This window comes from Sphingomonas sanguinis (assembly GCF_001476905.1).
In the GTDB taxonomy this organism is placed as follows: domain Bacteria; phylum Pseudomonadota; class Alphaproteobacteria; order Sphingomonadales; family Sphingomonadaceae; genus Sphingomonas; species Sphingomonas sanguinis_B.
The window spans coordinates 22,172-43,821 of sequence record NZ_LDTE01000025.1 but is presented as its reverse complement, the minus strand read 5'-3'; the positions used below and the strand labels follow the sequence as shown (position 1 = coordinate 43,821).

16 protein-coding genes are annotated in these 21,650 nt (G+C 65.5%); 8 read left to right on the top strand and 8 right to left on the bottom strand.

The genetic code is table 11. The features are described 5' to 3' along the window. Positions 1 to 11: 11 nt before the first annotated feature. Positions 12 to 2,990, bottom strand: coding sequence for a TonB-dependent receptor plug domain-containing protein (locus SB4_RS05275; protein ID WP_153006078.1), 2,979 nt, complete (start codon positions 2,988 to 2,990; stop codon positions 12 to 14). Positions 2,991 to 3,273: 283 nt separating this feature from the next. Continuing rightward, positions 3,274 to 3,741 carry a Fur family transcriptional regulator gene (locus tag SB4_RS05270; protein WP_058716072.1) on the bottom strand — a complete coding sequence of 156 codons (468 nt, stop codon included), beginning with the start codon at positions 3,739 to 3,741 and terminating at the stop codon, positions 3,274 to 3,276. A 99-nt stretch (positions 3,742 to 3,840) separates the two neighbouring features. On the opposite strand from SB4_RS05270, the gene SB4_RS05265 reads away from it, so the two are divergent. The 5 genes from SB4_RS05265 to SB4_RS05245 all read left to right on the top strand — a co-directional run bounded on the left by SB4_RS05265 (position 3,841) and on the right by SB4_RS05245 (position 7,920). Next, positions 3,841 to 4,878 (top strand): COX15/CtaA family protein, encoded by a 1,038-nt coding sequence (locus tag SB4_RS05265; RefSeq protein ID WP_241488489.1) that lies wholly within the window; start codon positions 3,841 to 3,843, stop codon positions 4,876 to 4,878. 140 nt (positions 4,879 to 5,018) lie between these two features. Further along, a complete protein-coding gene (gene rplM, locus SB4_RS05260; protein ID WP_042488064.1) occupies positions 5,019 to 5,498 on the top strand; it encodes a 50S ribosomal protein L13 in 480 nt (159 codons plus the stop codon). Next, entirely contained in the window at positions 5,498 to 6,040 is a 543-nt protein-coding gene (rpsI, locus tag SB4_RS05255) for a 30S ribosomal protein S9 (protein WP_061778995.1), read from the top strand. Before rplM ends, rpsI begins: the two co-directional genes overlap by 1 nt. A 128-nt stretch (positions 6,041 to 6,168) precedes the next feature. After that, the gene (locus SB4_RS05250) at positions 6,169 to 7,059 is read left to right on the top strand and encodes a DMT family transporter (protein ID WP_058751719.1); all 891 of its coding nucleotides are present in this window, start codon (positions 6,169 to 6,171) and stop codon (positions 7,057 to 7,059) included. 93 nt (positions 7,060 to 7,152) lie between these two features. Continuing rightward, positions 7,153 to 7,920 (top strand): hypothetical protein, encoded by a 768-nt coding sequence (locus SB4_RS05245; protein ID WP_153006077.1) that lies wholly within the window; start codon positions 7,153 to 7,155, stop codon positions 7,918 to 7,920. Here the strand turns inward: SB4_RS05245 and SB4_RS05240 are convergent, their stop codons facing one another. From SB4_RS05240 to lepA, 4 genes are all read right to left on the bottom strand, one after another. Beyond that, positions 7,921 to 8,529 (bottom strand): ATP-binding cassette domain-containing protein, encoded by a 609-nt coding sequence (locus tag SB4_RS05240; protein WP_058751717.1) that lies wholly within the window; start codon positions 8,527 to 8,529, stop codon positions 7,921 to 7,923. Beyond that, entirely contained in the window at positions 8,519 to 9,208 is a 690-nt protein-coding gene (modB, locus tag SB4_RS05235; RefSeq protein ID WP_058751732.1) for a molybdate ABC transporter permease subunit, read from the bottom strand. Before modB ends, SB4_RS05240 begins: the two co-directional genes overlap by 11 nt. A gap of 7 nt (positions 9,209 to 9,215) precedes the next feature. After that, positions 9,216 to 9,968, bottom strand: a complete 753-nt coding sequence (gene modA / locus SB4_RS05230) for a molybdate ABC transporter substrate-binding protein (RefSeq protein WP_058751716.1) — start codon at positions 9,966 to 9,968, stop codon at positions 9,216 to 9,218. Between the two features lie 224 nt (positions 9,969 to 10,192). Beyond that, positions 10,193 to 12,004: a translation elongation factor 4 gene (gene lepA, locus SB4_RS05225; RefSeq protein ID WP_058751715.1), complete on the bottom strand. Its 1,812-nt coding sequence runs from the start codon at positions 12,002 to 12,004 to the stop codon at positions 10,193 to 10,195. 111 nt (positions 12,005 to 12,115) lie between these two features. On the opposite strand from lepA, the gene SB4_RS05220 reads away from it, so the two are divergent. Then, positions 12,116 to 13,108: an SH3 domain-containing protein gene (locus tag SB4_RS05220; protein ID WP_338110861.1), complete on the top strand. Its 993-nt coding sequence runs from the start codon at positions 12,116 to 12,118 to the stop codon at positions 13,106 to 13,108. A gap of 48 nt (positions 13,109 to 13,156) precedes the next feature. On the opposite strand, the gene SB4_RS05215 is transcribed toward SB4_RS05220, so the two are convergent. Both SB4_RS05215 and manD read right to left on the bottom strand, forming a co-directional pair. Then, a complete protein-coding gene (locus SB4_RS05215; protein WP_082669985.1) occupies positions 13,157 to 14,476 on the bottom strand; it encodes an MFS transporter in 1,320 nt (439 codons plus the stop codon). Between the two features lies 1 nt (position 14,477). Continuing rightward, on the bottom strand, positions 14,478 to 15,689 hold the full coding sequence (gene manD / locus SB4_RS05210) for a D-mannonate dehydratase ManD (RefSeq protein ID WP_058751714.1): 1,212 nt from the start codon (positions 15,687 to 15,689) through the stop codon (positions 14,478 to 14,480). Between the two features lie 201 nt (positions 15,690 to 15,890). On the opposite strand from manD, the gene SB4_RS05205 reads away from it, so the two are divergent. Both SB4_RS05205 and SB4_RS05200 read left to right on the top strand, forming a co-directional pair. Then, positions 15,891 to 17,984 carry an alpha-glucuronidase family glycosyl hydrolase gene (locus tag SB4_RS05205; protein ID WP_058751713.1) on the top strand — a complete coding sequence of 698 codons (2,094 nt, stop codon included), beginning with the start codon at positions 15,891 to 15,893 and terminating at the stop codon, positions 17,982 to 17,984. Positions 17,985 to 18,490: 506 nt separating this feature from the next. After that, positions 18,491 to 21,634: a TonB-dependent receptor gene (locus tag SB4_RS05200; RefSeq protein WP_058751712.1), complete on the top strand. Its 3,144-nt coding sequence runs from the start codon at positions 18,491 to 18,493 to the stop codon at positions 21,632 to 21,634. Positions 21,635 to 21,650: the final 16 nt, after the last annotated feature.

The window sequence follows — 21,650 nt, the reverse complement described above, 5'->3', positions numbered from 1 at the left end:
CTCATCCCCTCTCAAAAGCTGAACCGCACGCCCGCCCGGAACACCCGTCCGAGCACGTCGTACAGCGCCGGGTTGACGAAATAGGGCGACCGCGCCGGATCGCGATTAAATACGTTATCGACCTTGAAATAAGCGGTGACCGCCTTCGTCACATTATAGGTGCCGCCGATGTCGAAATAGAAGGCGCCGGGGATGAAGTTGTTGTCGATCGTCGGCCGGTTCGCGGTCGAGGCGGGGCAGCCGGTCGTGCACTGGACATATTGGTTGCCCAGCTTGCCGTCGCTGAACCAGCGTTCCTGCAGCAGCAGCGACCAGTCGTCGGTGGCATAGGTCTGCACCGCCAGCCACTTCCACTTCGGCGTGTTACCGATGTTCACGCCCGCCGTGTCGTTCGGGATCGTGTTAGGCAGGCCGGTATCGGTGATGAAGCGGCGGATATTGGTCGCGAGCGCGCGTAGCGTCAGGCTACCCGGCAGGCCCAGCGGATTGCGCCAGCGATAGCTCGCCTCGATATCGAAACCGTCGGTCAGGATCGAGGCCAGGTTGAACGACTGGACGTTGATGAAGTTCGGGCCATTGGAGTTGTTCAGGTTGAACACGCCGCAGGTCTCGGGCGCGATGTTCAGGTAGCACAGATTGACGATGTCCTGCGCGCCCAGGCTGGAGATCACGTCGGTGATCTTGATCTTGTAATAGTCGACCGACAGGCTGAGTCCCGGTATCGCCTGCGAGTTGGAGAAGGCAATGCCGAGCGTGGTGTTGCGCGCGATCTCGGGCGTCAGGTTGACGTTGCCGATCGTGTTCTGAAGCGCCAGCACCGTAACGTTGCGGAAGGGATCGAAAAAGCCCGGCAGCGTGGTGGTGACGGGGGCGGCGAACAGCTCCGACAGGTTGGGCGCGCGGACATCGCGCGAGGTCACGCCGCGGATACGCAGGCCATCGACAGGCAGGTCCCAGGTGCCGCCGATCTTCCACGCCCAGACGGTGCCCGAGGTGCTGTAATCGGTGACGCGTACCGCGCCGTTGATGTTCGCACGGCCGCCCGCATCCGAGTTGATGACCGGCAGGTTCGCCTCGACGAAGGCTTCCTTCACGCTATAGGCGCCGGTCCCGTTCTTGTAGTTGCCCGCATACCAGTTGTTGCCGGCATCCAGCAGTGCGGGGTCGGCGGGGTAGTTGGCGTTGGCGGGCGTGTTGGCAAAGCCCGCGCCGTAAGGGTCGGCGCGCACGCGGTAGAATTCGTGGCGAAACTCGCCGCCGAACGCGATCGACACCGGCCCCGCCCAGGACGAGAAGGGCGAGCCCGAGAAGTTGAGGCTGATGACGTCCTGTGTCTGGCGGGTCCGCTGATAGGGTCCATATTGCGGCATGATGTAGCTGATTGCGGCCGCCGAGGGATTGCCCCCGAAGATGTTGAGCGGCTGGCATCCATTGGCGCGCGCGGTCGCATCGGCGCAGACGATCGCGCCGTTCAGCGTGGTCGCGTTGATCGCTTGGTTGAAGCGGCGCGACAGCATGATGTTGCTGACGTCGACATCGGTGTAATTGGTGCCGTGTTCGAAATACATGTCGTAGGACCAGTCCGACCCTGCGACGCTCTCACGCCCCTTGGCCCCTGCGACAAAGCGATATTGGCGGCGATCGGTATAGACCTGGGTGTTGCCGAGCGCCGCGTTGCTGGTGCCATACTGGAAATTGGTGATGCCCGCCGTGGCGCACTGCGCCTTGACCAGCGCGGGGACGTAAGGATTGGCGCACTGGATGGTCAGGTTCGGGCGGTTCTGCCCGCCGACCGGCTGGTTGTTGGTCTTCACCTGGCCGATATTGATCGTGCCGTAAATCTCGCCATTCGGGGCGAAGTCGTAACCGATACGACCATAGCCGTTGACGCGCTGGATCTTCGACTGGAGCGACCGTCCGGCATCGACATTGCCCGACAGGTCGCCACCCTGGCAGAAGCCGGGCAGACAGCCCCGGACATTGCCCGCCGCATCGCGCGCGGGCACGCCGTTCGAGCCATATTGGAACTGGAACGGGTTGCCCGACTGGTCGAAGGCGATGCCCTGAAGCGGCCCGGCGGTGATGAGGCCATATTTGGTGTAATTGTAGGACTGGGCATAGTCGCGGAACAGATATTGCGGCGACCCATCGTTCAGGACGTTGCGGTTGATCAGCGTCGACTGACGGAACCAGTCGCGGCCATTCGCCAGACCGATGCCGAAGTCGCCACCGCCGACCCCGTCCTCATGCGCATATTCGGTGCTGGCGATCACATGCAGGCTGTCGTTTAACAGGCTGGTGCCGCCCGCCAGCTGGACCAGCACCTGCTGATCGTCGCCATAGGTGGTGACGCCCCCCTGCACATTGCCCTTGATCCCCTTGAACCGGGTATCGGTGATGAAGTTGACCACGCCCCCGACCGCATCCGAGCCATAGGAGGCCGAAGCGCCGCCGTTCACGACATCGACCCGCTTGATCAGCAATTGCGGAAACAGGCTGATATCGGGCACGCCCGTCACGTTCGCGCCGACGACACGCTGGCCGTCGAGCAGGGTCAGCGTGCGGATCGCGCCGACCCCGCGCAGCGAGAAGGAGCTGAGCCCCTGCTGGCCGCTCGACGTGCTGAAGGTATTCGTCGCGGTGCCGGTCGAGCCCTGGAGCGAGGGGAGCTGGGCGACCGTAGTGAAGACGTTGGGCTGGGCGTTGGCGGCGATCTGTTCCTCGCCGATCACCGTGGTCGGGGTCGGCGCCGTAAAGCCGCCGGTCGTGATGCGCGATCCGGTCACGATGATGTCGCGAGCCGCACCTTCGTCGAGCTGCTCGGTCTGGGGGGCGGAGACGGGATCGGACGGAGCATCCTGCGCGGCTTGGCTTGGCGGGACCTGTGCCCAGGCCGGTACAGCGATCATCCCGCCCGCCAGAACCATCAGGCTAGCCGCCCCCAAGGCGTGACGGCGCAGCCGCCGGGTGTGCGTTCCCGTCTTCATCATGATCCTCATCCCTTTTGATTCTGTTTTTCTGGTAACGTTACCAGCATTCATCCCGCGTTTTTTCCCGCGTGTCAATGTCGCAAAATGATACGTGCGTTAGGCGGGCGGGTTTAGGGGGATGAGCGACTGTCTCGCCCGAAGAGAATCATCCTCCCCGGCACGGGGAGGGGGACCAGCGAAGCTGGTGGAGGGGGCGTGCCCCAAACGATGACCTTTGAGGAAGTCCCCCTCCGTCAGCGCTGTGCGCTGCCACCTCCCCGTACCGGGGAGGAGTTTCGAAGGCTCAGCCCTTGGAACAGTCCGCGCAGCGACCACGCACTTCGATGACGGGACGCTCCGGCCGGAACCCGGCGCCGACCGCCGCATCGCGAACTGCGCCGGTCAGGCGATCGTCGTCGATATGGGTGATCTGCCCGCATGTGTCGCAGACCAGGAAGATGCAGTCGTGCAGGCAGTCGGGATGCGCGTTGGCGACATAGGCATTGGCGCTCTCCACCCGGCGGGCCAGATTGGCGCCAACGAACAGATCGAGGATGCGATAGACGCTGTTCGCCGCCACGCGCCGCCCCTGCGACTGCGACATGACATCGGCGATGTCATAGGCCGAGGCGGGCTTGTCGAATCCGGCCAGCGCCTCGAACACGCTCGCGCGCATCGCCGTCCACTGTTCCCCGGCGCGTTCCAGCGTAGCCTTCGCCGCAACGGAGAGGTCGGCCCCTTGGGGCTCCTGATGGGTGTGAGCATGCGCCATGGAGGGGATTTAGGCGGTGCCGCCCCGGCGGGCAAGGTCTCGGCGGCGGGGCATTCGGTCCACTATCGCACGCGGGCGCGAAACCCTATTAAGGGCATCATGCTGCAACCGAGCCCCGCCTTCATGATTACCGCCCGCCCCCGCAGCCTCGCCCGCTGGCTCTTCGCGGTCGCCGGACTGATCGTCGCCATGGTCGTGGTCGGCGGGATCACGCGCCTGACCAATAGCGGTCTGTCGATCACCGAGTGGAAGCCGATCACCGGGATCGTGCCGCCGCTGACCGACGCGCAGTGGCAGGCCGAGTTCGCCAATTACAAGCGCATCCCCGAATATTGGACCTTCAACCGCGACATGACGCTGGCCGGGTTCAAGGCGATCTTCTTCTGGGAATATCTGCACCGGGTGCTGGGCCGGGTGATCGGCATGGCCTTTGCCCTGCCGCTGATCTGGTTCTGGGCGAGGAAGGCCATTCCGGTCGGCTACAAGCCGCGCCTGGTCGCGCTGCTGGCGCTGGGCGGGCTACAGGGTGCGATCGGCTGGTGGATGGTCGCCTCGGGCCTCGTCGAGCGGACCGACGTCAGCCATATCCGGCTGACCGTCCACCTGCTGACCGCATTGTTCATCCTGGCGGGCATCATGTGGACCGCGCTCGACCTGACGGCGCTGCATCGCAATCGGCTGGCGGCCCCTGCCCGGCTGACCTGGCTGGGCGCAGGCGCGGTGCTGACGCTGTTCGTCCAGCTGATGTTCGGCGCGCTGACCGCCGGGCTGGACGCGGGCTATGCCTTTTCCAGCTGGCCGCTGATGGGGGACGCGTGGTTTCCGGCGGGTACGCCGATGATGTCACCCGCCATCGCCAATGCCTTTGACAATCCCGTGGTGGTGCAGTTCATCCATCGCTGGTTCGCCTTCGCGGCGGCGGGGATGCTGGTCTGGATGGCGGCGCGTGCGATCCGGGGCGGCGCATTGCGGGCCGGGTGGCTGGTGATCGTGCTGGTCGCGGTCCAGATCGGCCTCGGCATCGCCACGCTTCTGTCGGGCGTGCAGATCGATATCGCGGTCGCGCATCAGGCCAATGCCGCGCTCCTGCTGATCGCCGCAACCGCCGCCGCGCACCGGCTGGGACGCACTGCCTAAAATCATAAGGTATTATAATACCCGTCAGCAAAGGCCCACTTTGCTTGACATTTTGGGGGCCCTCCAGCATTGGACCCTCGTTCGCGCCGTCCGGGTTCATGGGCGGCGTGTTGCATTTCAAACCGAAAGGTCTCACGCCCATGAAGGCGCTCATGAAGACCACCAAGGCGGCCAAGCCGCACGAGGTGGAGAAGAAGTGGCATATCGTCGACGCCGACGGTCTGGTTGTCGGCCGTGCCGCCACCATCATCGCGAACATCCTGCGCGGTAAGCACAAGACGTCGTTCACCCCGCACGTCGACTGCGGTGACAATGTCATCGTCATCAACGCGGACAAGGTGCGCTTCACCGGCAACAAGCTGGGTCAGAAGGTGTACTACAAGCACACCGGTTATGCCGGTGGTATCAAGGGCATCACCGCCGCCAAGGTCCTGGAAGGCCGCTTCCCCGAGCGCGTCCTGGAAAAGGCCGTCGAGCGCATGATCCCGCGTGGCCCGCTGGGCCGTCAGCAGATGCGCAACCTGCGTATCTTCGCCGGCACCGAGCATCCGCACGCCGCTCAGAACCCCGAAGTCCTCGACATCGCGTCGATGAACCGCAAGAACAAGGTGGGCGCATAATGTCCGATAACCGCCAGTCGCTCGCCGATCTCGGCGCCACCCTGAACCAGCAGGCCGCTGCCGCTCCGGCGCAGACCGCCGCTGCCGGTGAAGCGCCTGCCGCTCCCGCCGAGCGCGTTAGCACCACCCCGCTGCGTCAGCAGGAACTGGACAAGTTCGGCCGCGCCTATGCGACCGGTCGTCGTAAGGACGCCGTCGCTCGCGTCTGGCTGAAGCCGGGTTCGGGCAAGATCACGATCAACGGTCGTGACCAGGAAGTGTATTTCGCACGTCCGACGCTGCGTCTCGTCATCAACCAGGTGTTCGGCATCACCGAGCGCGAAGGTCAGTATGACGTGATCTGCACCGTCAAGGGCGGCGGTCTGTCGGGCCAGGCCGGTGCGGTCAAGCACGGCATCAGCCAGGCTCTGACCAAGTTCGAGCCGGTTCTGCGCGCTCCGGTCAAGGCCGCTGGCTTCCTGACCCGCGACAGCCGTACCGTCGAGCGTAAGAAGTATGGCCGCGCCAAGGCGCGTCGCAGCTTCCAGTTCTCGAAGCGCTGATTGCGGGCCGCCTCGGATCGCGCAAGCCATCCGAGGACACGCGACGAAGCACGAAGGAGCGGTCCGGCAACGGGCCGCTCTTTTCGTTTTGGGGCACTCCACGCCCCGCCGACCGGACGAACGCACCCATGTCGAACCCCTTGTGGATTCCCGCCACCATCGCCGCCTCGGTCTTCCAGGTCGGGCGCAATGCCCTTCAGCGTGGGGTCATGTCGTCCTCGGGACCATGGGGCGCGACGCTGGTCCGGTTTCTGTTCGGCCTGCCATTCTCGATCCTGTTCGTCACGGTCGGCCATCTCGTCATGCCGGGCGCCGATCTCCACTGGGGCGGCGCTTTCTGGCTCTCGGCCATCGTCGGTGCCACGTCGCAGGTGTTGGCGACCGCCGCCCTGCTAGATGCGATGCAGCGATCCGGCTTCGCGGTCGGCACCGCGCTCCAGCAGAGTTCGCTGCCGCTGGCGGCCCTGCTCGGCCTGATCGTCTATCAGGACCGGATCAGTACCATCGCCTGGGTCGGGGTCGTCATCACCACCATCGGGCTGGTCGCCCTGTCCTGGCCGCCGCCCGAGCAACGCCGGGCGTCGCTGATCGGGGCGGCGATGGGGCTGGCCTCGGGGCTGTTCTTCGGCTTTTCGCTCAACGCCTTTCGCCATGCCGCGCTGGCGCTGGACCCCGCGCACCCGGTCTTTGCCGCGCTGGTCTGCGTCGCCGTCGTTCAGGCGATGCAGACCGTCGCGATGAGCCTGATCCTCGCTTGGCGCGATCCAGCGACCTTGGCCGAGGTGGCGCGACGCTGGCGGCCGTCGTTGGGCGCGGGGCTGTGCGGGGCCTGCGCCTCGGCGGGCTGGTTCGTGGCGCTTGCCCTGTCGCCCGCCGCGCCGGTCCGGGCGTTGGGCATCATCGAAGCGCCGATCGCCGCCATGGCCGGGCATCGCCTGTTCCGCGAGCGACTGGGCGCGCGGCAGATCCTGTCGGGCGTGGCGATCATCGGCGGCGTGCTGCTGACCACCTTGTTCTGACGGAGCCACACCGGCTGGCGTGAATGTCACTCCGCATTCATGGTCCGGCCACATCCCTTGCTACACTCTGGGGCATCAGCGGGTGGACGGGCGATGCACGGAGTGATCGGAGCGGCACTGCTGGCCCTGGGCGTGGCAAGCGGCGCCGCGACACCCAGGCCGATACCGTCCGTCAATCTGTCCCAACCCTTCGGCCTGCCTCCCGGTTGGCAGTTGCGGGTAACGCAAGGCGCCGATGTCGAGGACCCGCTCGGCGAGAAAGCGCCGGGGCCGCTTCACCTGTGCCTTACCCGTGATGGCGGCAAGACCTGCCGCCCGTCACTTGACGGCATGGTCGCCTCGCCTGGCGACAAGGGCGTGTTTTTCCAGCCGCACTTCCTGCTCGCCGCGCGGATCATCCATCCCCGCCCCGATCGCCCGCTCCTCTGGGTCGAGGCGGCGAGCATGTACGGCGTCAATGGCGATCAGCGTGTCGGTCGCGTCGCCCTGAGCTACGACCGGGCCCGCGATGGCTTCGTCCGCGTTTTTCAACTGATGACCGGCCATAACAACAATCAGGAGGTCCGCTACATCGCCAAGGGCCCGTTGCAAGGCGCGATCGTGTCCGCCGAGCCGACCGGGAATGCGCCCTTCGGCTTCTGGATGACCGTCTACCGCCTGGGGTCGGCAGGCCGCTATGCGCCGGTGCTGCGCTATCGCAGCGGCACGCGCTATGGCGATGGCAATTCGTTGGCGGTCATCGATTCCGAAATGCCCGAGATCCAGCGCCGTCTGAACTTGTGGCGGCCGGGCCAGCCGTTTCCTCTGCCCGAACGCGCCTGCGCCCGGCCGCATCTGGTCAACCGCGTATTGTGGTGCTGATCAGAGCCGGACGATATCCGTGGCGATCCGCTCAGCCTCTTCGGGATCGTGCGTCACCATCAGGATCGGGATACCGGTTCGGTCGCGCACCGCGACCAGCGCGTCGAGTATCTCCCCCCGCCGCGCCCGATCGAGCGACGATAGCGGCTCATCCAGCAGCAGCACGCGCGGATCGCTCAGCAAGGCCCGGCCGATCGCCACGCGCCGCGCCTCGCCACCGGACAGGCTGCGCGGCCAGCGATCGAGCAGATGGCCGATCCCCAGCATCGCGATCACGCCGTCCCAATCGCCGCCGCCGCCGCTGGGCATGCCATAACGCAGATTGGCCGCGACCCGCCGATGCGGGAACAGGCGCGGCTCCTGAAAGACATAGCCGATGCGGCGATGCTCGGGGCGCATATCAATCCGGGCCGCGGCATCAAACAGCGTCTCGCCCGCGACCCGGACATGGCCCGTATCCGGCCGGACGAGCCCGGCGACCATTTGCAGGATGGTGGTCTTGCCCACCCCCGACGGACCGAACAACACGGTTGCCCCCGGCCCGGTGGCGAAGCAGGCCGAAATCCGCACCTCGCCGCGCCGCACCGTGACGTCGACGTCAAAGGACATGCAGCCCCCGCCCCATGCGCCGCGCCAGCCATTCGGAGGCGACCAGCGCGACCAGCGACAACACCACCGACACGCTGGCCAGCCGCCATACCATCTCTTCGCCGCCCGGCCGCTGAAGCGCGGAATAAATGGCCAGCGGCAGGGTCGCCGTCTCGCCGGGCACGTTGGAGACGAAGGTGATCGTCGCCCCGAACTCCCCGATCGAGCGCGCAAAGCCTAGCACCAGCCCCGCCAGCACACCGGGTGCACAGAGCGGCAGGGTGATGGTGGCGAAGACCCGTGCCCGCCCCGCCCCCAATGTCCGGGCGGCCTGCTCCAGCCGGGGGTCGACCGCATCGATCGACAGGCGGATGGCGCGCACGACCAGCGGCAACGCCATGACCCCCGCCGCGATGGCCGCCCCCGTCCAGCGGAACAGCACGCTGACCCCGAACCACTCCGCCAGCCAGCGTCCGACCGGCCCTTCCGGCCCGAAGGCGAGCAGCAGCACCCAGCCGGTGACGACCGGCGGGACGACCAGCGGCAGATGCACGATCCCGTCGAGCAGCACCCGCCCCGGAAACCGCCCCCGCGCCAGGGCCCAGGCCAGGACGAACGCGATCGGCAGCGTTACGAGCATCGCCGTGCCGCCGACCAGCAGCGACAGGCGAACGATCCCCCATTCCTCAGCCGACAGCATCATGCCGTCATCGTGTCGCGAAACCATAGCGGCGGAAGATCGCCTTGCCTTCGCCCGACAGCAGGAAGCGGCGGAAGCGCTCGCCCTCCGGGTTGGTCGAGGCTTTCAGCCGGGCGAGCGGATAGGTGATCGGCGGATGGCTTGCCGCCGGGAACAGTCCGACGACGTGGACACGCGGCGACGCCTTGGCATCGGTGGCATAGACGATGCCATAGGGAGCCGCTCCCCGCTCGACGAGGGCCAGCGCCGCGCGGACATTCTCGGCGCGCACGACACGGGGTGCGACCATCGTCCAGGCACCGAGCTTTTCGAGCGCGGCCCTGCCATATTTGCCGGCGGGCACGCTGTCGGTATCCGCCATGGCGAGCGGTCCGGCGGAGAGCGTCTTGCCCAGCGTGCGCGTGGTCACCTGTCTGCCCTTGCCCGCAGGCGCGATCACGACTAAGCGGTTGCCCAGAAAGGCGCTGCGCGTCTTGTCGGCGAGCAGGCCGCCCTTCTGCAGGACATCCATCCATTCTTCATCCGCGGAGGCGAACAGATCGGCCTTGCCGCCCGCCTGCACCTGCCGCGCGAGCGCTGAAGAGGCGGCAAAGGAGATGACGGGGCGCGGATGCCCCTTCTTCGCCCAGGCATCGGCGGCGGCGCTCATCGATTCCTGAAGGCTGGCGGCGGCTAGGACCAAGGGCGCTCGGTCCTGAGCGACAATCGGCGCCGACACGCACCATGCACCGATCAGCGCGGCCAATCGCAATCCCATCATCGGCGTTCCCCTTTTCGCCTTGATGGCGTCAATGGGCTGTAACGCACAAGGAACGATTTTATTCCTTTGGATAGGGACCCAAATTCCTCCCCTGCAAGGGGAGGTGGCAGGCCGCAGGCCTGACGGAGGGGTGTCCAGGCCAGCGAGGTGTCCCTCGCCAATGGTGACACCCCTCCACCATGCTTCGCATGGTCCCCCTCCCCTTGCAGGGGAGGAATGAAGGTTTACGCCTCGTCGCCCATGCGGAGCGCCGCGATGAACGCTTCCTGCGGGATGCTGACCGAGCCATACTCGCGCATCTTCGCCTTACCCTTTTTCTGCTTTTCCAAAAGCTTGCGCTTACGTGTTGCGTCGCCGCCGTAACATTTGGCGGTCACGTCCTTGCGCATCGCACTGATCGTCTCGCGCGCGATCACCTTGCCGCCGATCGCCGCTTGGATCGGGATCTTGAACAAGTGGCGTGGGATCAGTTCCTTCAACCGCTCGCACATGCCGCGCCCGCGCGTCTCGGCGGTGCCGCGATGGACGATCATCGACAGCGCGTCGACCGGCTCTTCATTGACCAGGATCGACATCTTCACGAGGTCCCCCTCGCGATAGCCGATCTGGTGATAATCGAAGCTGGCATAGCCCTTCGACAGCGACTTCAGCCGGTCGTAGAAATCGAACACGACTTCATTGAGCGGCAGTTCATAGGTCGCCTGCGCGCGCCCGCCGACATAGGTCAGGTTCTTCTGGATGCCGCGACGGTCCTGGCACAGCTTCAGGATGCTGCCCAGATATTCGTCGGGGACATAGATGGTCGCCTCGATCCACGGCTCGCTGATCGACTCGATCTTGTTGGGATCGGGCATGTCGGCCGGGTTGTGCAGATCGATCTGACCGCCGCCATGGGTCAACTCGATCTGATAGACGACCGACGGCGCGGTGGTGATGAGGTCGAGGTCGTACTCGCGGGTCAGCCGCTCCTGGATGATTTCCAGATGCAGCAGGCCCAGGAAGCCGCAACGAAAACCGAAGCCCAGCGCGGCCGAGGTTTCCATTTCGAAGCTGAACGAGGCGTCGTTCAGCCGCAGTTTGCTGATCGACTCGCGCAGCTTCTCGAAGTCGTTGGCGTCGACCGGAAACAGGCCGCAGAACACGACCGGCTGGACTTCCTTGAAGCCCGGCAGCGCCTGCTCGGTCGGCTTCTTGGCGTCGGTCAGCGTGTCGCCGACGCGCGCCTGCGCCACGTCCTTGATCTGCGCGGTGATGAAGCCGATCTCGCCCACGCCCAGTTCGGTCAGCTGCTCGATCTTCGGACGGAAGCAGCCGACGCGGTCGATCAGATGGGTCGTGCCCGCCTGCATGAACTTGATCTGCTGCCCCTTTTTCAGGGTGCCTTCCATCACGCGGACCAGGATGACGACGCCCAGATAGGGGTCATACCAGCTGTCGACCAGCATCGCCTTCAGCGGCGCGGTCGCGTCGCCTTTGGGCGCAGGGATATTCTTGACGATCGCTTCCAGGATGTCGCCGATGCCGATGCCCGACTTGGCGCTGGCCAGCACCGCGCCCGACGCGTCGATGCCGATCACGTCCTCGATCTCGGCGCGGACCTTTTCGGGTTCGGCGGCGGGCAGGTCGATCTTGTTGATGACGGGCACGATTTCATGGTCGTGCTCGATCGACTGATAGACATTGGCCAGCGTCTGCGCCTCGACACCCTGCGCGGCATCGACGACGAGGAGCGCGCCTTCGCACGCGGCCAGCGACCGGCTGACCTCATAGGCGAAGTCGACATGGCCCGGCGTGTCCATCAGGTTCAGCGTATAGGTCTCGCCGTCCTGCGCCTTGTAAGCCAGGCGCACGGTCTGCGCCTTGATGGTGATACCGCGTTCCTTCTCGATCTCCATGTTATCGAGAACCTGCTCGCTCATCTCGCGGTCGGTCAGGCCGCCGGTGAACTGGATCAGGCGATCGGCCAGTGTCGACTTACCATGGTCGATATGCGCGATGATGGAGAAGTTGCGAATCTTGTCGAGCGGCGTGGTCATAATCCCGCAGCGCCTAGCCTGTCCTGCGCTGAAGTGCTAGACGCCTGCCGCAGGATGCACGGTCGGGGGGCTGCAATCCCTGGGATCGTGCGCGTTGTTGGGGAGCATAGCGTGATCAAATCGTCCGTCGCCACCGTTATCGCCAGCCTGGGCCTTATCGCCGCCGGCCCGCTCAGTGCACAAAAGCTTGCCAAGCCGACCAGTGGACAGCGCCTTCAGGAAGCCACGGCCAATGACGTGCCGCATTGCACGCGCAAACTGGGCACGCTTTCGATCGTCGACGGCGACACGTCCAGCGTGACGGGCGCCTGGAACCTCGCTCCTCCGTCCAAGCTGCTCAAGGTGCTGGTCCAGCGTTCGGGCTGCTTCAATCTGGTCGACCGCGGCGCGGGCCTGAACGCGGCGGAGCGCGAACGCGCGCTGGGCGGCAATCTGGGGCTGCAACGCGGGTCGAATGTCGGCCAGGGCCAGGTGAAGGCGGCGGACTATGTGCTGGTCGCCGAGGTTCAGGGCGCCAATTCAGACGCCAGCGGCGGCGGAGCCGTGGCGGGGATCGGCGGCCTTCTGGGCGGACGCGTCGGCGGTCTGCTCGGCGGCATCAAGTCCAAGAAGATGGAGGCCAACACCGTCCTTTCGCTCACCAACGTCCGCACGACCGAGACGATTGCGACCGAGGAAGGCTATGCCGCCAAGAACAACCTGGCGCTGGGCGGCGGCGGCTTCTTCGCGGTCGCAGGGGCCGTGGGCGGTGGTTATGACAATACCGATATCGGTCGCGTCGTGACCTTGTCGTTCATCCAGGCCTATTCCAAGCTGGTCAGCGGCCTGGGCCTGCTGACGCCCGGAGCCGCCGGAACGGCGGAAGCGGCCCCCGCCAAGACGTTCACGGCACAGGCCGATATCGCCCTGCGCAGCAGCGCATCCGCGGCGGGCAAGGTCATCCGCACCATTCCCGCCGGATCGACCGTCTATCCGACGGGCACCAAGAACGGCCTGTGGTGGGAAGTCGCCGACGAGAACGACAATGTCGGCTGGGTGCTGAATACCAAGCTGGCACCGAGCGGCCTTTCGCCGGACCGCCCCTCTTTGCACTATACCCATTGATCCCATGATCCGGGCGGTGGACCATCCCGAACGGGATCGTCCACCGCCTCAGTCCCTGCCGATCCGCACGTCGCGATAGCGCGGATTGAGCAGGTGGAAGACGAGAAGCGCGACCAGATACGCCGCGCCACAGGCGATGAAGAAGGGCTGATAGCTCCCCACCCGGTCGAGCAAAGCGCCCAGCGCCTTGGACGCGATGAAGCCGCCCACCGCGCCGGAAAAACCGCCCAGCCCGATCAGCGTACCCTGCGCATAGCGCGGAAACTGGTCGCCGGGCAGCGCGAAGAGGTTGGTCGAGAAGCCTTGATGCGCGGCACAGGCCAGGCCGATCATCGCCACCGCGATCCAGATGCTGCTCGCTTGGGCTGCAAACATCACCGGCAGCGCGAACAGCGCACAGGCGAACATCGCCCGCTTGCGCGCACGACCGGTCTCGACACCGTGCTTGAGCAGTCGCGAGCTATACCAGCCGCCGACGATCGCCCCGACATCGGCCATGATATAGATGGCGACCAGCGGCGGCCCGAAGCTCTTCAGGTCATAGCCGTAGCGGCTGTGAAAAAAGTCGGGCAACCAGAACAGGAAGGTCCACCACACCGGATCGATCAGGAACCGCCCGGTCATATAGGACCAGGCCTCGCGGTGGCGCATCACCGTCAGGAAACCAGCGCGGCCCGCCGTCTCCACGGGCTCCGCCTCGATCCAGGCGCGTTCCTCGGGCGTGATATGCGGATGGGTGTGCGGCGGGTGATAAAGCCGCCACCAGGCGGTCAGCCAGACGAGGTTGAACGACCCCGTGATGATAAACGCCCAGCGCCAGTCGAGCACCAGATCGGCGATCAGGAAGCCGATCAGCAGCGGCGTGACGACCGCGCCGACATTGGCCCCGGCATTGAAGATGCCGATCGCCAGCGCGCGCTCCTTCTTGGGAAACCATTGCGACGCGGCGGCCAATGCCGAGGGAAAGGTTCCCGCCTCGCCAAAGGCCAGCGGAATGCGGGCCAGCGCGAAGCCGGTGGTCGAGGTCACCAGCGTCTGCGCGAAATGCCCGACCGTCCATGCCCCCATCGCCAGCAGATAGCCCGCGCGCGGCCCGATCCGGTCGATCAGCCAGCCAAAGAGCAGGAAGCCCAGACCGTACGCGACCTGGAAATAACCGGTGATGTCGCCATAGCCGCTATTGGTCCAGCCATAGAGCGCCGACAGCTGGGGCTTCAGCACGCCCAGCACCAGCCGGTCGATATAACTCAGCACCACGGCCGCGAAGAGCAGCCCGCAAATAACCCAACGCACCCGACCACGCGGCGGCGGGATGGCATGGGCGGCGGTTTCGGGCGCGGTGGCGGCGGCCTCCATCAGGTCGCTCATCTCACCAGCTCCACAGCGTGCCGTCCTCCAGCCGGTTCACGGGCAGATAGGCGCGCTTGTATAAATAGGTCGCGGCCAGCGCCTCGTCGATCTCGACGCCCAGGCCCGGCGCGTCGCCGGGGTGCATCATGCCGTCCTCGAACCGGTAATGATGCGGGAAGACCGCGTCGGTCTCCTCGGTGTGCGGCATATGCTCCTGGATGCCGAAATTGGGCACCGACAGGCCGAAATGCAGCGCCGCCGCCATGGTGACGGGCGACAGGTCGGTCGCGCCGTGACAGCCGGTGCGCACCTGATACAGGTCGGCCAGCCCCGCGATACGGCGCAGATGGGTGATGCCGCCCGCATGGACGACGGTGGCGCGGATATAGTCGATCAGCTGGTTCTCGATCAGATGCTTGGTGTCCCAGATCGAGTTGAACACCTCGCCGACCGCCAGCGGCGTCGTCGTATGCTCGCGGATCAGGCGGAAGGCGTCCTGATTCTCCGCCGGGGTCGCATCCTCGATCCAGAAGGGGCGATAGGGCTCCAGATCCTTGCCCAGCCGCGCCGCCTCGATCGGGGTCAGGCGGTGATGGACGTCGTGGAGCAGATGCACGTCCCAGCCCAGCGCCTCGCGCGCCGCCGCGAACAGCTCCGGCACGACGCGCAGATATTTCTCGGTCGACCAGACGCTTTCGCTGGGCAGGTCGGCATCGGCGGGTTCGTAACGCTGCCCCGCCTTGGCAACGCCATAGGTAGAGGCGAGGCCCGGCACGCCGCATTGCAGGCGGATCGCGCGATAGCCTTCGTCCCGGTGCGCGATGGCGGTGGCGATCGTATCCTCGATCGTGGTGCCGTTGGCGTGGCAATAGACCAGACACGCCTCACGCGACGCCCCGCCGAGCAGCTGATAGACTGGCAGCCCGGCGATCTTGCCCTTGATGTCCCACAGCCCCATGTCGACCGCCGCGATCGCGGTCATCGTCACCGGCCCGCGCCGCCAATAGGCGCCCTTGTAAAGGAACTGCCAGATATCCTCGATCCGGTGCGCGTCGCGGCCGATCAGGCAGGGGATGACATGATCCTGCAGATAGCTCGCCACCGCCAGTTCGCGGCCGTTGAGCGTGGCGTCGCCCAGTCCGGTGGTGCCATCATCGCATTCGATCTTCAGCGTGACGAAATTTCGCCCCGGCGAGGTGACGATCAGGCGGGCGGCAACAATCTTGGGCATGGGCGTGTCCTTCAGGCGGCGGCGGGCATGACGGCGGACAAGACGCGGGGTTCGGCGCGACGCGGATAATGCGGCCTGCGGGTCATGACGGCCCCTCCTGTCAGGCAGCCGTCTCAACCCGACTTGCCAATTGGTCTGATAGCGGTAACGTGAGCCCCAAGCACCGGCTTGTCAATCGGCGGTGCAACAGGAGAGAATGGCATGACCCGGTTCCGCACGCTGATCGGAGCGCTGTCTGTCTCATTGGTCATAGCAGTGAGCCCGGCAGCTGCCGAGGACGGCTATGCGCTTTGGTTGAGGGCGCAGGCACCAGCCACCGCTCAGGCGACCGTGACGCGGCTGGGCGACTCGGCGACGTTGACCCTGGCTGAGGCCGAACTGCGCCGCGCCGTGCCGGGCGGTACGCTGCCGATCCTGCTAGCGACCGCCGCCGCCCCTGCCCTGCGCCCACTAAAGCTGCCGTTCGAGGCATTGGGCGATGAGGGCTATCTGGTCCGCAACGTGACGCTCAACGGCCAGCGCATGATATTGGTGGCGGGCAATAGCGATCGGGGCGCGCTCTACGGCGCCTTCGCGCTGATCCGTCACCTCGCCACGGGCGACAAGGCCGATGCGTTGAACCTGCGATCGGCGCCCAAGGTGAAGCTGCGCGTCCTGAACCACTGGGACAATCTCGATGGCTCGATCGAGCGTGGCTATGCGGGCCAGTCGCTCTGGGACTGGTGGACGCTCCCCGACTTCAAGGACCCGCGCTACACCGATTATGCGCGGGCCAACGCCTCGATCGGGATCAACGGCACCGTCCTCAACAACGTCAATGCCAAGGCCGACAGCCTGACCGCGCCCTATATCGCCAAGGCGGCAGCGCTGGCGGACGTCTTCCGGCCCTGGGGCATCAAGGTCTATCTCTCGGTCAAATTCTCCGCGCCGATCGAGCTGGGCGGCCTGAAGACCGCCGACCCGCGCGATCCTGCAGTGGCAGCATGGTGGAAGGCCAAGGCGGACGAAATCTACCGCGCCATCCCCGATTTCGGCGGTTTCCTGGTCAAGGCGAACAGCGAGGGACAGCCCGGCCCGCGCGACTATGGCGCCAGTCATGCCGACGGCGCGAACATGCTTGCCGCCGCGGTGAAGCCGCATGGCGGCATCGTGATGTGGCGCGCCTTCGTCTATGCCGAAACCGACCCCGAGGACCGCGCCAAACAGGCCTATACCGAGTTCAAGCCGCTCGACGGCCAGTTCGCCGACAATGTGCTGGTGCAGGTGAAGAACGGCGCGATCGACTTCCAGCCGCGCGAGCCCTTCCATCCGCTCTTCGGGGCGATGCCGCGCACGCCGTTGATGATCGAGTTCCAGATTACCAAGGAATATCTGGGCTTTGCGACCCATCTCGCCTATCTCGGCCCGCTCTTTGCCGAGACGCTGGACGCCAAGACCGGGTGGAAGCCGGGTGAAACCATCGCCGATGTGGTGGATGGCACGGCCGAGCATCACGCGCTGACCGGCATGGCGGGCGTCGCCAATATCGGGCGCGATCGCGACTGGAGCGGATCGACCTTCAACCAGGCCAATTGGTACGCTTTCGGCCGCCTGGCCTGGGACCCCGATCTGTCGGCGCAGAGCATCGCACGCGACTGGGTCGAGCAGACCTTCGGCACCGACCGGCAGGTCGTCGATACCGTCACCGCCATGATGATGGGTTCGCGCGAGGCGGTGGTGGATTACACCGGTGCGCTGGGTCTGGCGCACCTGATGGCGACGGGTCATCATTATGGGCCGGGGCCCTGGGTATCAGAGCTGGCGCGGCCCGAATGGAACCCGGTCTATTATCACCGCGCCGATGCGAACGGCATCGGCTTCGACCGGACGGCGACGGGCAGCGACGCGGTCGGCCAATATGCCGGTCCGGTCGCCAAGGCCTTTGCCAAGCCGGGTACGACGCCCGAGTCGATGCTGCTCTGGTTCCACCATCTGCCCTGGGACTATCGCATGAAGGACGGCCGCACCCTGTGGGAGGATCTGGTCGCCCATTATGATCGCGGAGTCGCCTATGTCGCCGGAATGCAGCGGCAATGGGATGGCTTGCGCGACAAGATCGACGCGGAACGCTGGCAGAAGACGGCCACCTACCTCGCTATTCAGGAGCGCGAGGCGCGCTGGTGGCGGGATGCCAGCCTGGCCTATTGGATGTCGGTCAACCACCGCCCCCTGCCCGATGGCGTACGACCGCCCGAGCATGATCTCGCCTGGTACAAGGCCCAGCAGTTCCCCCATGCGCCGGGGCAGGCCCATTGATTACCCTGCCCCCGGCCTGAACGGGCAATAGCGTCCACGAACGCCCATTACCCCTCGCGTCACCCCACGATGCGCGGTGCGCAGCGGCCGGCTTTGGTCGGGCCAGCACCGATATCATCACGCACCCGGAGTATCCGTATAAAATACTTCTGGATCAGCGAATTATGACGGGATGGCAGATGCCACCATGCCACACCGGCATGAATAACGGTTCATCGGGTCCGGCCTGACCAGTTTGTATTTGACTCACTAACCAATAGGCGTATCGATAGCGCTATCAGAGATAGCCGCATAAGACGGTTGGGAGGGGAAGCGGAATGGTTTCCACGATAGCATGGCCGGATCTGTCCGGTGTCCTGTGTCCCAGGATCGGGGTGCTCCGCGCACACCGACATAGCAGGTCGTGCGTGGTCCTGTGTCGCTCCGAAATCCCCGCCTGACCCATCGTCAAACGAATTTCCCGCATGTCGCAACGAACGACAGCGGACCCATGGAGAGGATCTGAGATGAAGCCCGTGCCCCCCATCCGCCTGCGCCGTATCGCCCTGCTCTGCGCGACAGCGGTCGGCGCGATGAGTGCCTCCACCGCCATGGCGCAGGCGGTCGCCCCGCCGCAGGAACAGGTGCCCGCAGACGGCCAGGACAATGGCCCCGCTGCCCAACCCGCGCCCCAGATCGACAGCCAAGGCACGTCGAGCGAGGATATCGTCGTCACCGGCTATCGCTCGAGCCTGGCCAAGTCGACTAACGCCAAGCGCGCCTCGACCGGCTTCACCGACTCGATCTTTGCCGAGGATATCGGCAAGTTCCCCGACACCAATATCGCCGAATCCTTCAACCGCATTCCCGGCGTGACCATCACCCGCGACGTGACCGGTGAAGGCACCAACGTCGCCATTCGCGGCTTGGGTTCCAACTTCACCAACGTCACGCTGAACGGCGCGCCGATCGCGGTCGCCTCGTCGGGTGCCACCGACGCGCAAGGGACCGATCGCTCGGTCGACCTCAGCTTCTTTCCGACCGATCTCTTCACCAAGCTGACCGTCAACAAGAGCTATACCGCCGACCTGCTGGAAGGTGGTGCTGCTGGCAATATCGACCTGCGCTCGGCCCGTCCGTTCGACCGCAGCGGGCCGTTCCTGGCCTATAACGTCCAGGGCACCAAGCAGACGCCCGAGGACCGGATCGGCGCGCGCGGCTCGCTGATCGGCAGCTGGCGCAACGACACCTTCGGTATCCTGGCGGGTGTCTCCGCGCAGCGCATCTTCACCGATACGCGCGGGTTCGAGACGATCGGCTACACCAACCCCGCGCTGACCGCCGCGCAGTGCGGCGCAAACAACGTCTGCAACAGCATCGGCGGCGGCAACTGGACCATCCCCTCGACGGTGCCGACCGGCGCGGGCGCGGGCCTGGTTCCGGGCACCACGATCGACAGCGCGTTCCTGCTCGCCAACAATCCCGGCGCGACCATCCAGCAGATCGACAACGGCCTGCTCCCGCGCCTGGGTCGCCAAGCCAGCATTCGTGGCCCCCGCGACCGCATCAATGCGATCGTCAGCGCCGAATATCGCCCGACCGACACGCTGCATTTCTATGTCGACGGTCTGTACGGCTTCAAGAAGAACGAGCTGATCCGCGAGGACATGGCCTGGATCGTCCGCAACGGCGCGGCCATCCCGACCAAGTTGACCTTCGACAAGTCGGATTGCAGCGCGGGCTGCACGGTGACCGGCGGCACCTTCGCCAATGTTCAGTTCTTCGACGAATTCCGCCCCTATACCGAGACGACGCACCTCTGGAGCGTCAATCCGGGCGGCGAGTGGGAGATCAACGACAAGCTGAAGCTGAACTTCCAGGGCAATTACGCGCGCTCGACTTTCCACCGCGAAAGCCCGACCGTCGGCATGACCACACCGCTGGGCGTCGGCAACACCGTGACCTATTCCAATACGGGCGGCATTCCGACGATCACCAGCGGACTGGACCTGAACGATCCGAAGAATTTCGGCTGGTATGCGGGCAGCCGCGTCAACCTGCAGGACGAACGCCGTCTCAACATCAACAAGGGGCTGCGCGGCGACCTGACCTGGGGCGACACCGCGCTCAACCTGAAGGTCGGCGGCGCCTATGACGATACGTCGCGTCAGATCCGGGGCTTCGACAACAGCCAATATTGGCAGAACGCGGTCTGCGGCAACAATCCCAACGTCTCGGTCCCCTCACCCAATTCGCAGCCGCCCTGTGCCGGGCTGAACGCGCCGGGGGCGGCGCCTGCGGGCTATCCGACCTATCCGGGTTACGGCACCGGCTTCACCTCCGGGCTGAGCGGCCCGGTCAGCTATGGCGGCTCGCTGGTCCCCAACAGCGCCGCGCCCAGCTATCTGATGCCTGGCCCCGCCGGCTTCGTGACGGTCGACTGGCCCGCCTTCCAGAAGGCGACCAACTATCAATTCTACCATGACAATGCGCCGGAGAATGGCGGCGCGAACACCGGCGCGAGCGCGGGCTTCATCCGCGAGGTCGTGAAATCGGCCTTCGCGACCGTCAACGGATCACAGGAGCTGGGCGGCAACACGCTGCGCTTCAATGTCGGCCTGCGTTACGTCAACACGATCCAGACGATTTCGGGCCGTGTCTCGCTACCCGATCCGCGCAACACGACGGCCAGCGGCGGCACGCTGCCCGACGGCAGCCGCTATCCCAGCCTGATCAACATCGCGACCACCCGCAACGTCTATTCGGAATGGCTGCCCGCCGCGACCTTCGCCTATGACATCGGCGAACATGCGGTGGTGCGTGTCGCGGGCTCGCGGACGATGACGCGACCCGACCCCTCGGCGCAGTTGCCCGGTATCAATTTCGGCGCGCCCTCGGCCGACCAGGCATCGATCGGCAATCCGGCGCTGGCGCCCTATCTGTCGACCAATCTCGATCTGGGCTTTGAATATTATACCGGCCGCGAGGGCGTGATCAGTTTCAACGCCTTCCGCAAGTCGATCGAGGGTTTCACCACCACCGCGATCAGCACGGTGCCTTTCTCCAATCTGGCGCAATATGGCATCACCTATGACACGCTGAATCCGACGCAGCAGATCGCGATCAACTCGCGCGGTGGTCCGTCCCAGGCGCAGGTGCAGGTCACTTCGCAGGTCAACGTGCCCAACAAGCTGACCATCAACGGCCTGGAATTCCAGTGGGTGCAGCCGCTCGACTTCCTGACCCGTCCGCTCGGCATCACCGGCTTCGGCTTCAATGCCAATGCCACCATCGTCGATCAGACCAGCAATGGCCCGGCCATCGCCTTCGGTGTCGCGCCCTTCACCTACAACATCACCGCCTATTACGAGAAGAACGGCGTGATGCTGCGCTTGGCCACGACCTCGCGCCAGGGCTCGCAGAACAGCGGCGCGGCGCAGAACGGCATTCCGGCCGCCGCCCTGTTCGGCACCGACTATACCACCTACGACTTCTCGTCGGCGTTCGACCTCGACAAGATCTTCGGGATGAAGGGCGCGCCGCAGCTGACCATCAACGTCGCCAACCTGACCAATGCGACGCTGCGCTCCTATTTCCAGTTCGAGAACGCTACCTTCACCCAGTACAAGCCGGGTCGCCAGTTCCTGATCGGCCTGCGCGGCACCTTCTAAGCCTTTTTTTCCCTTC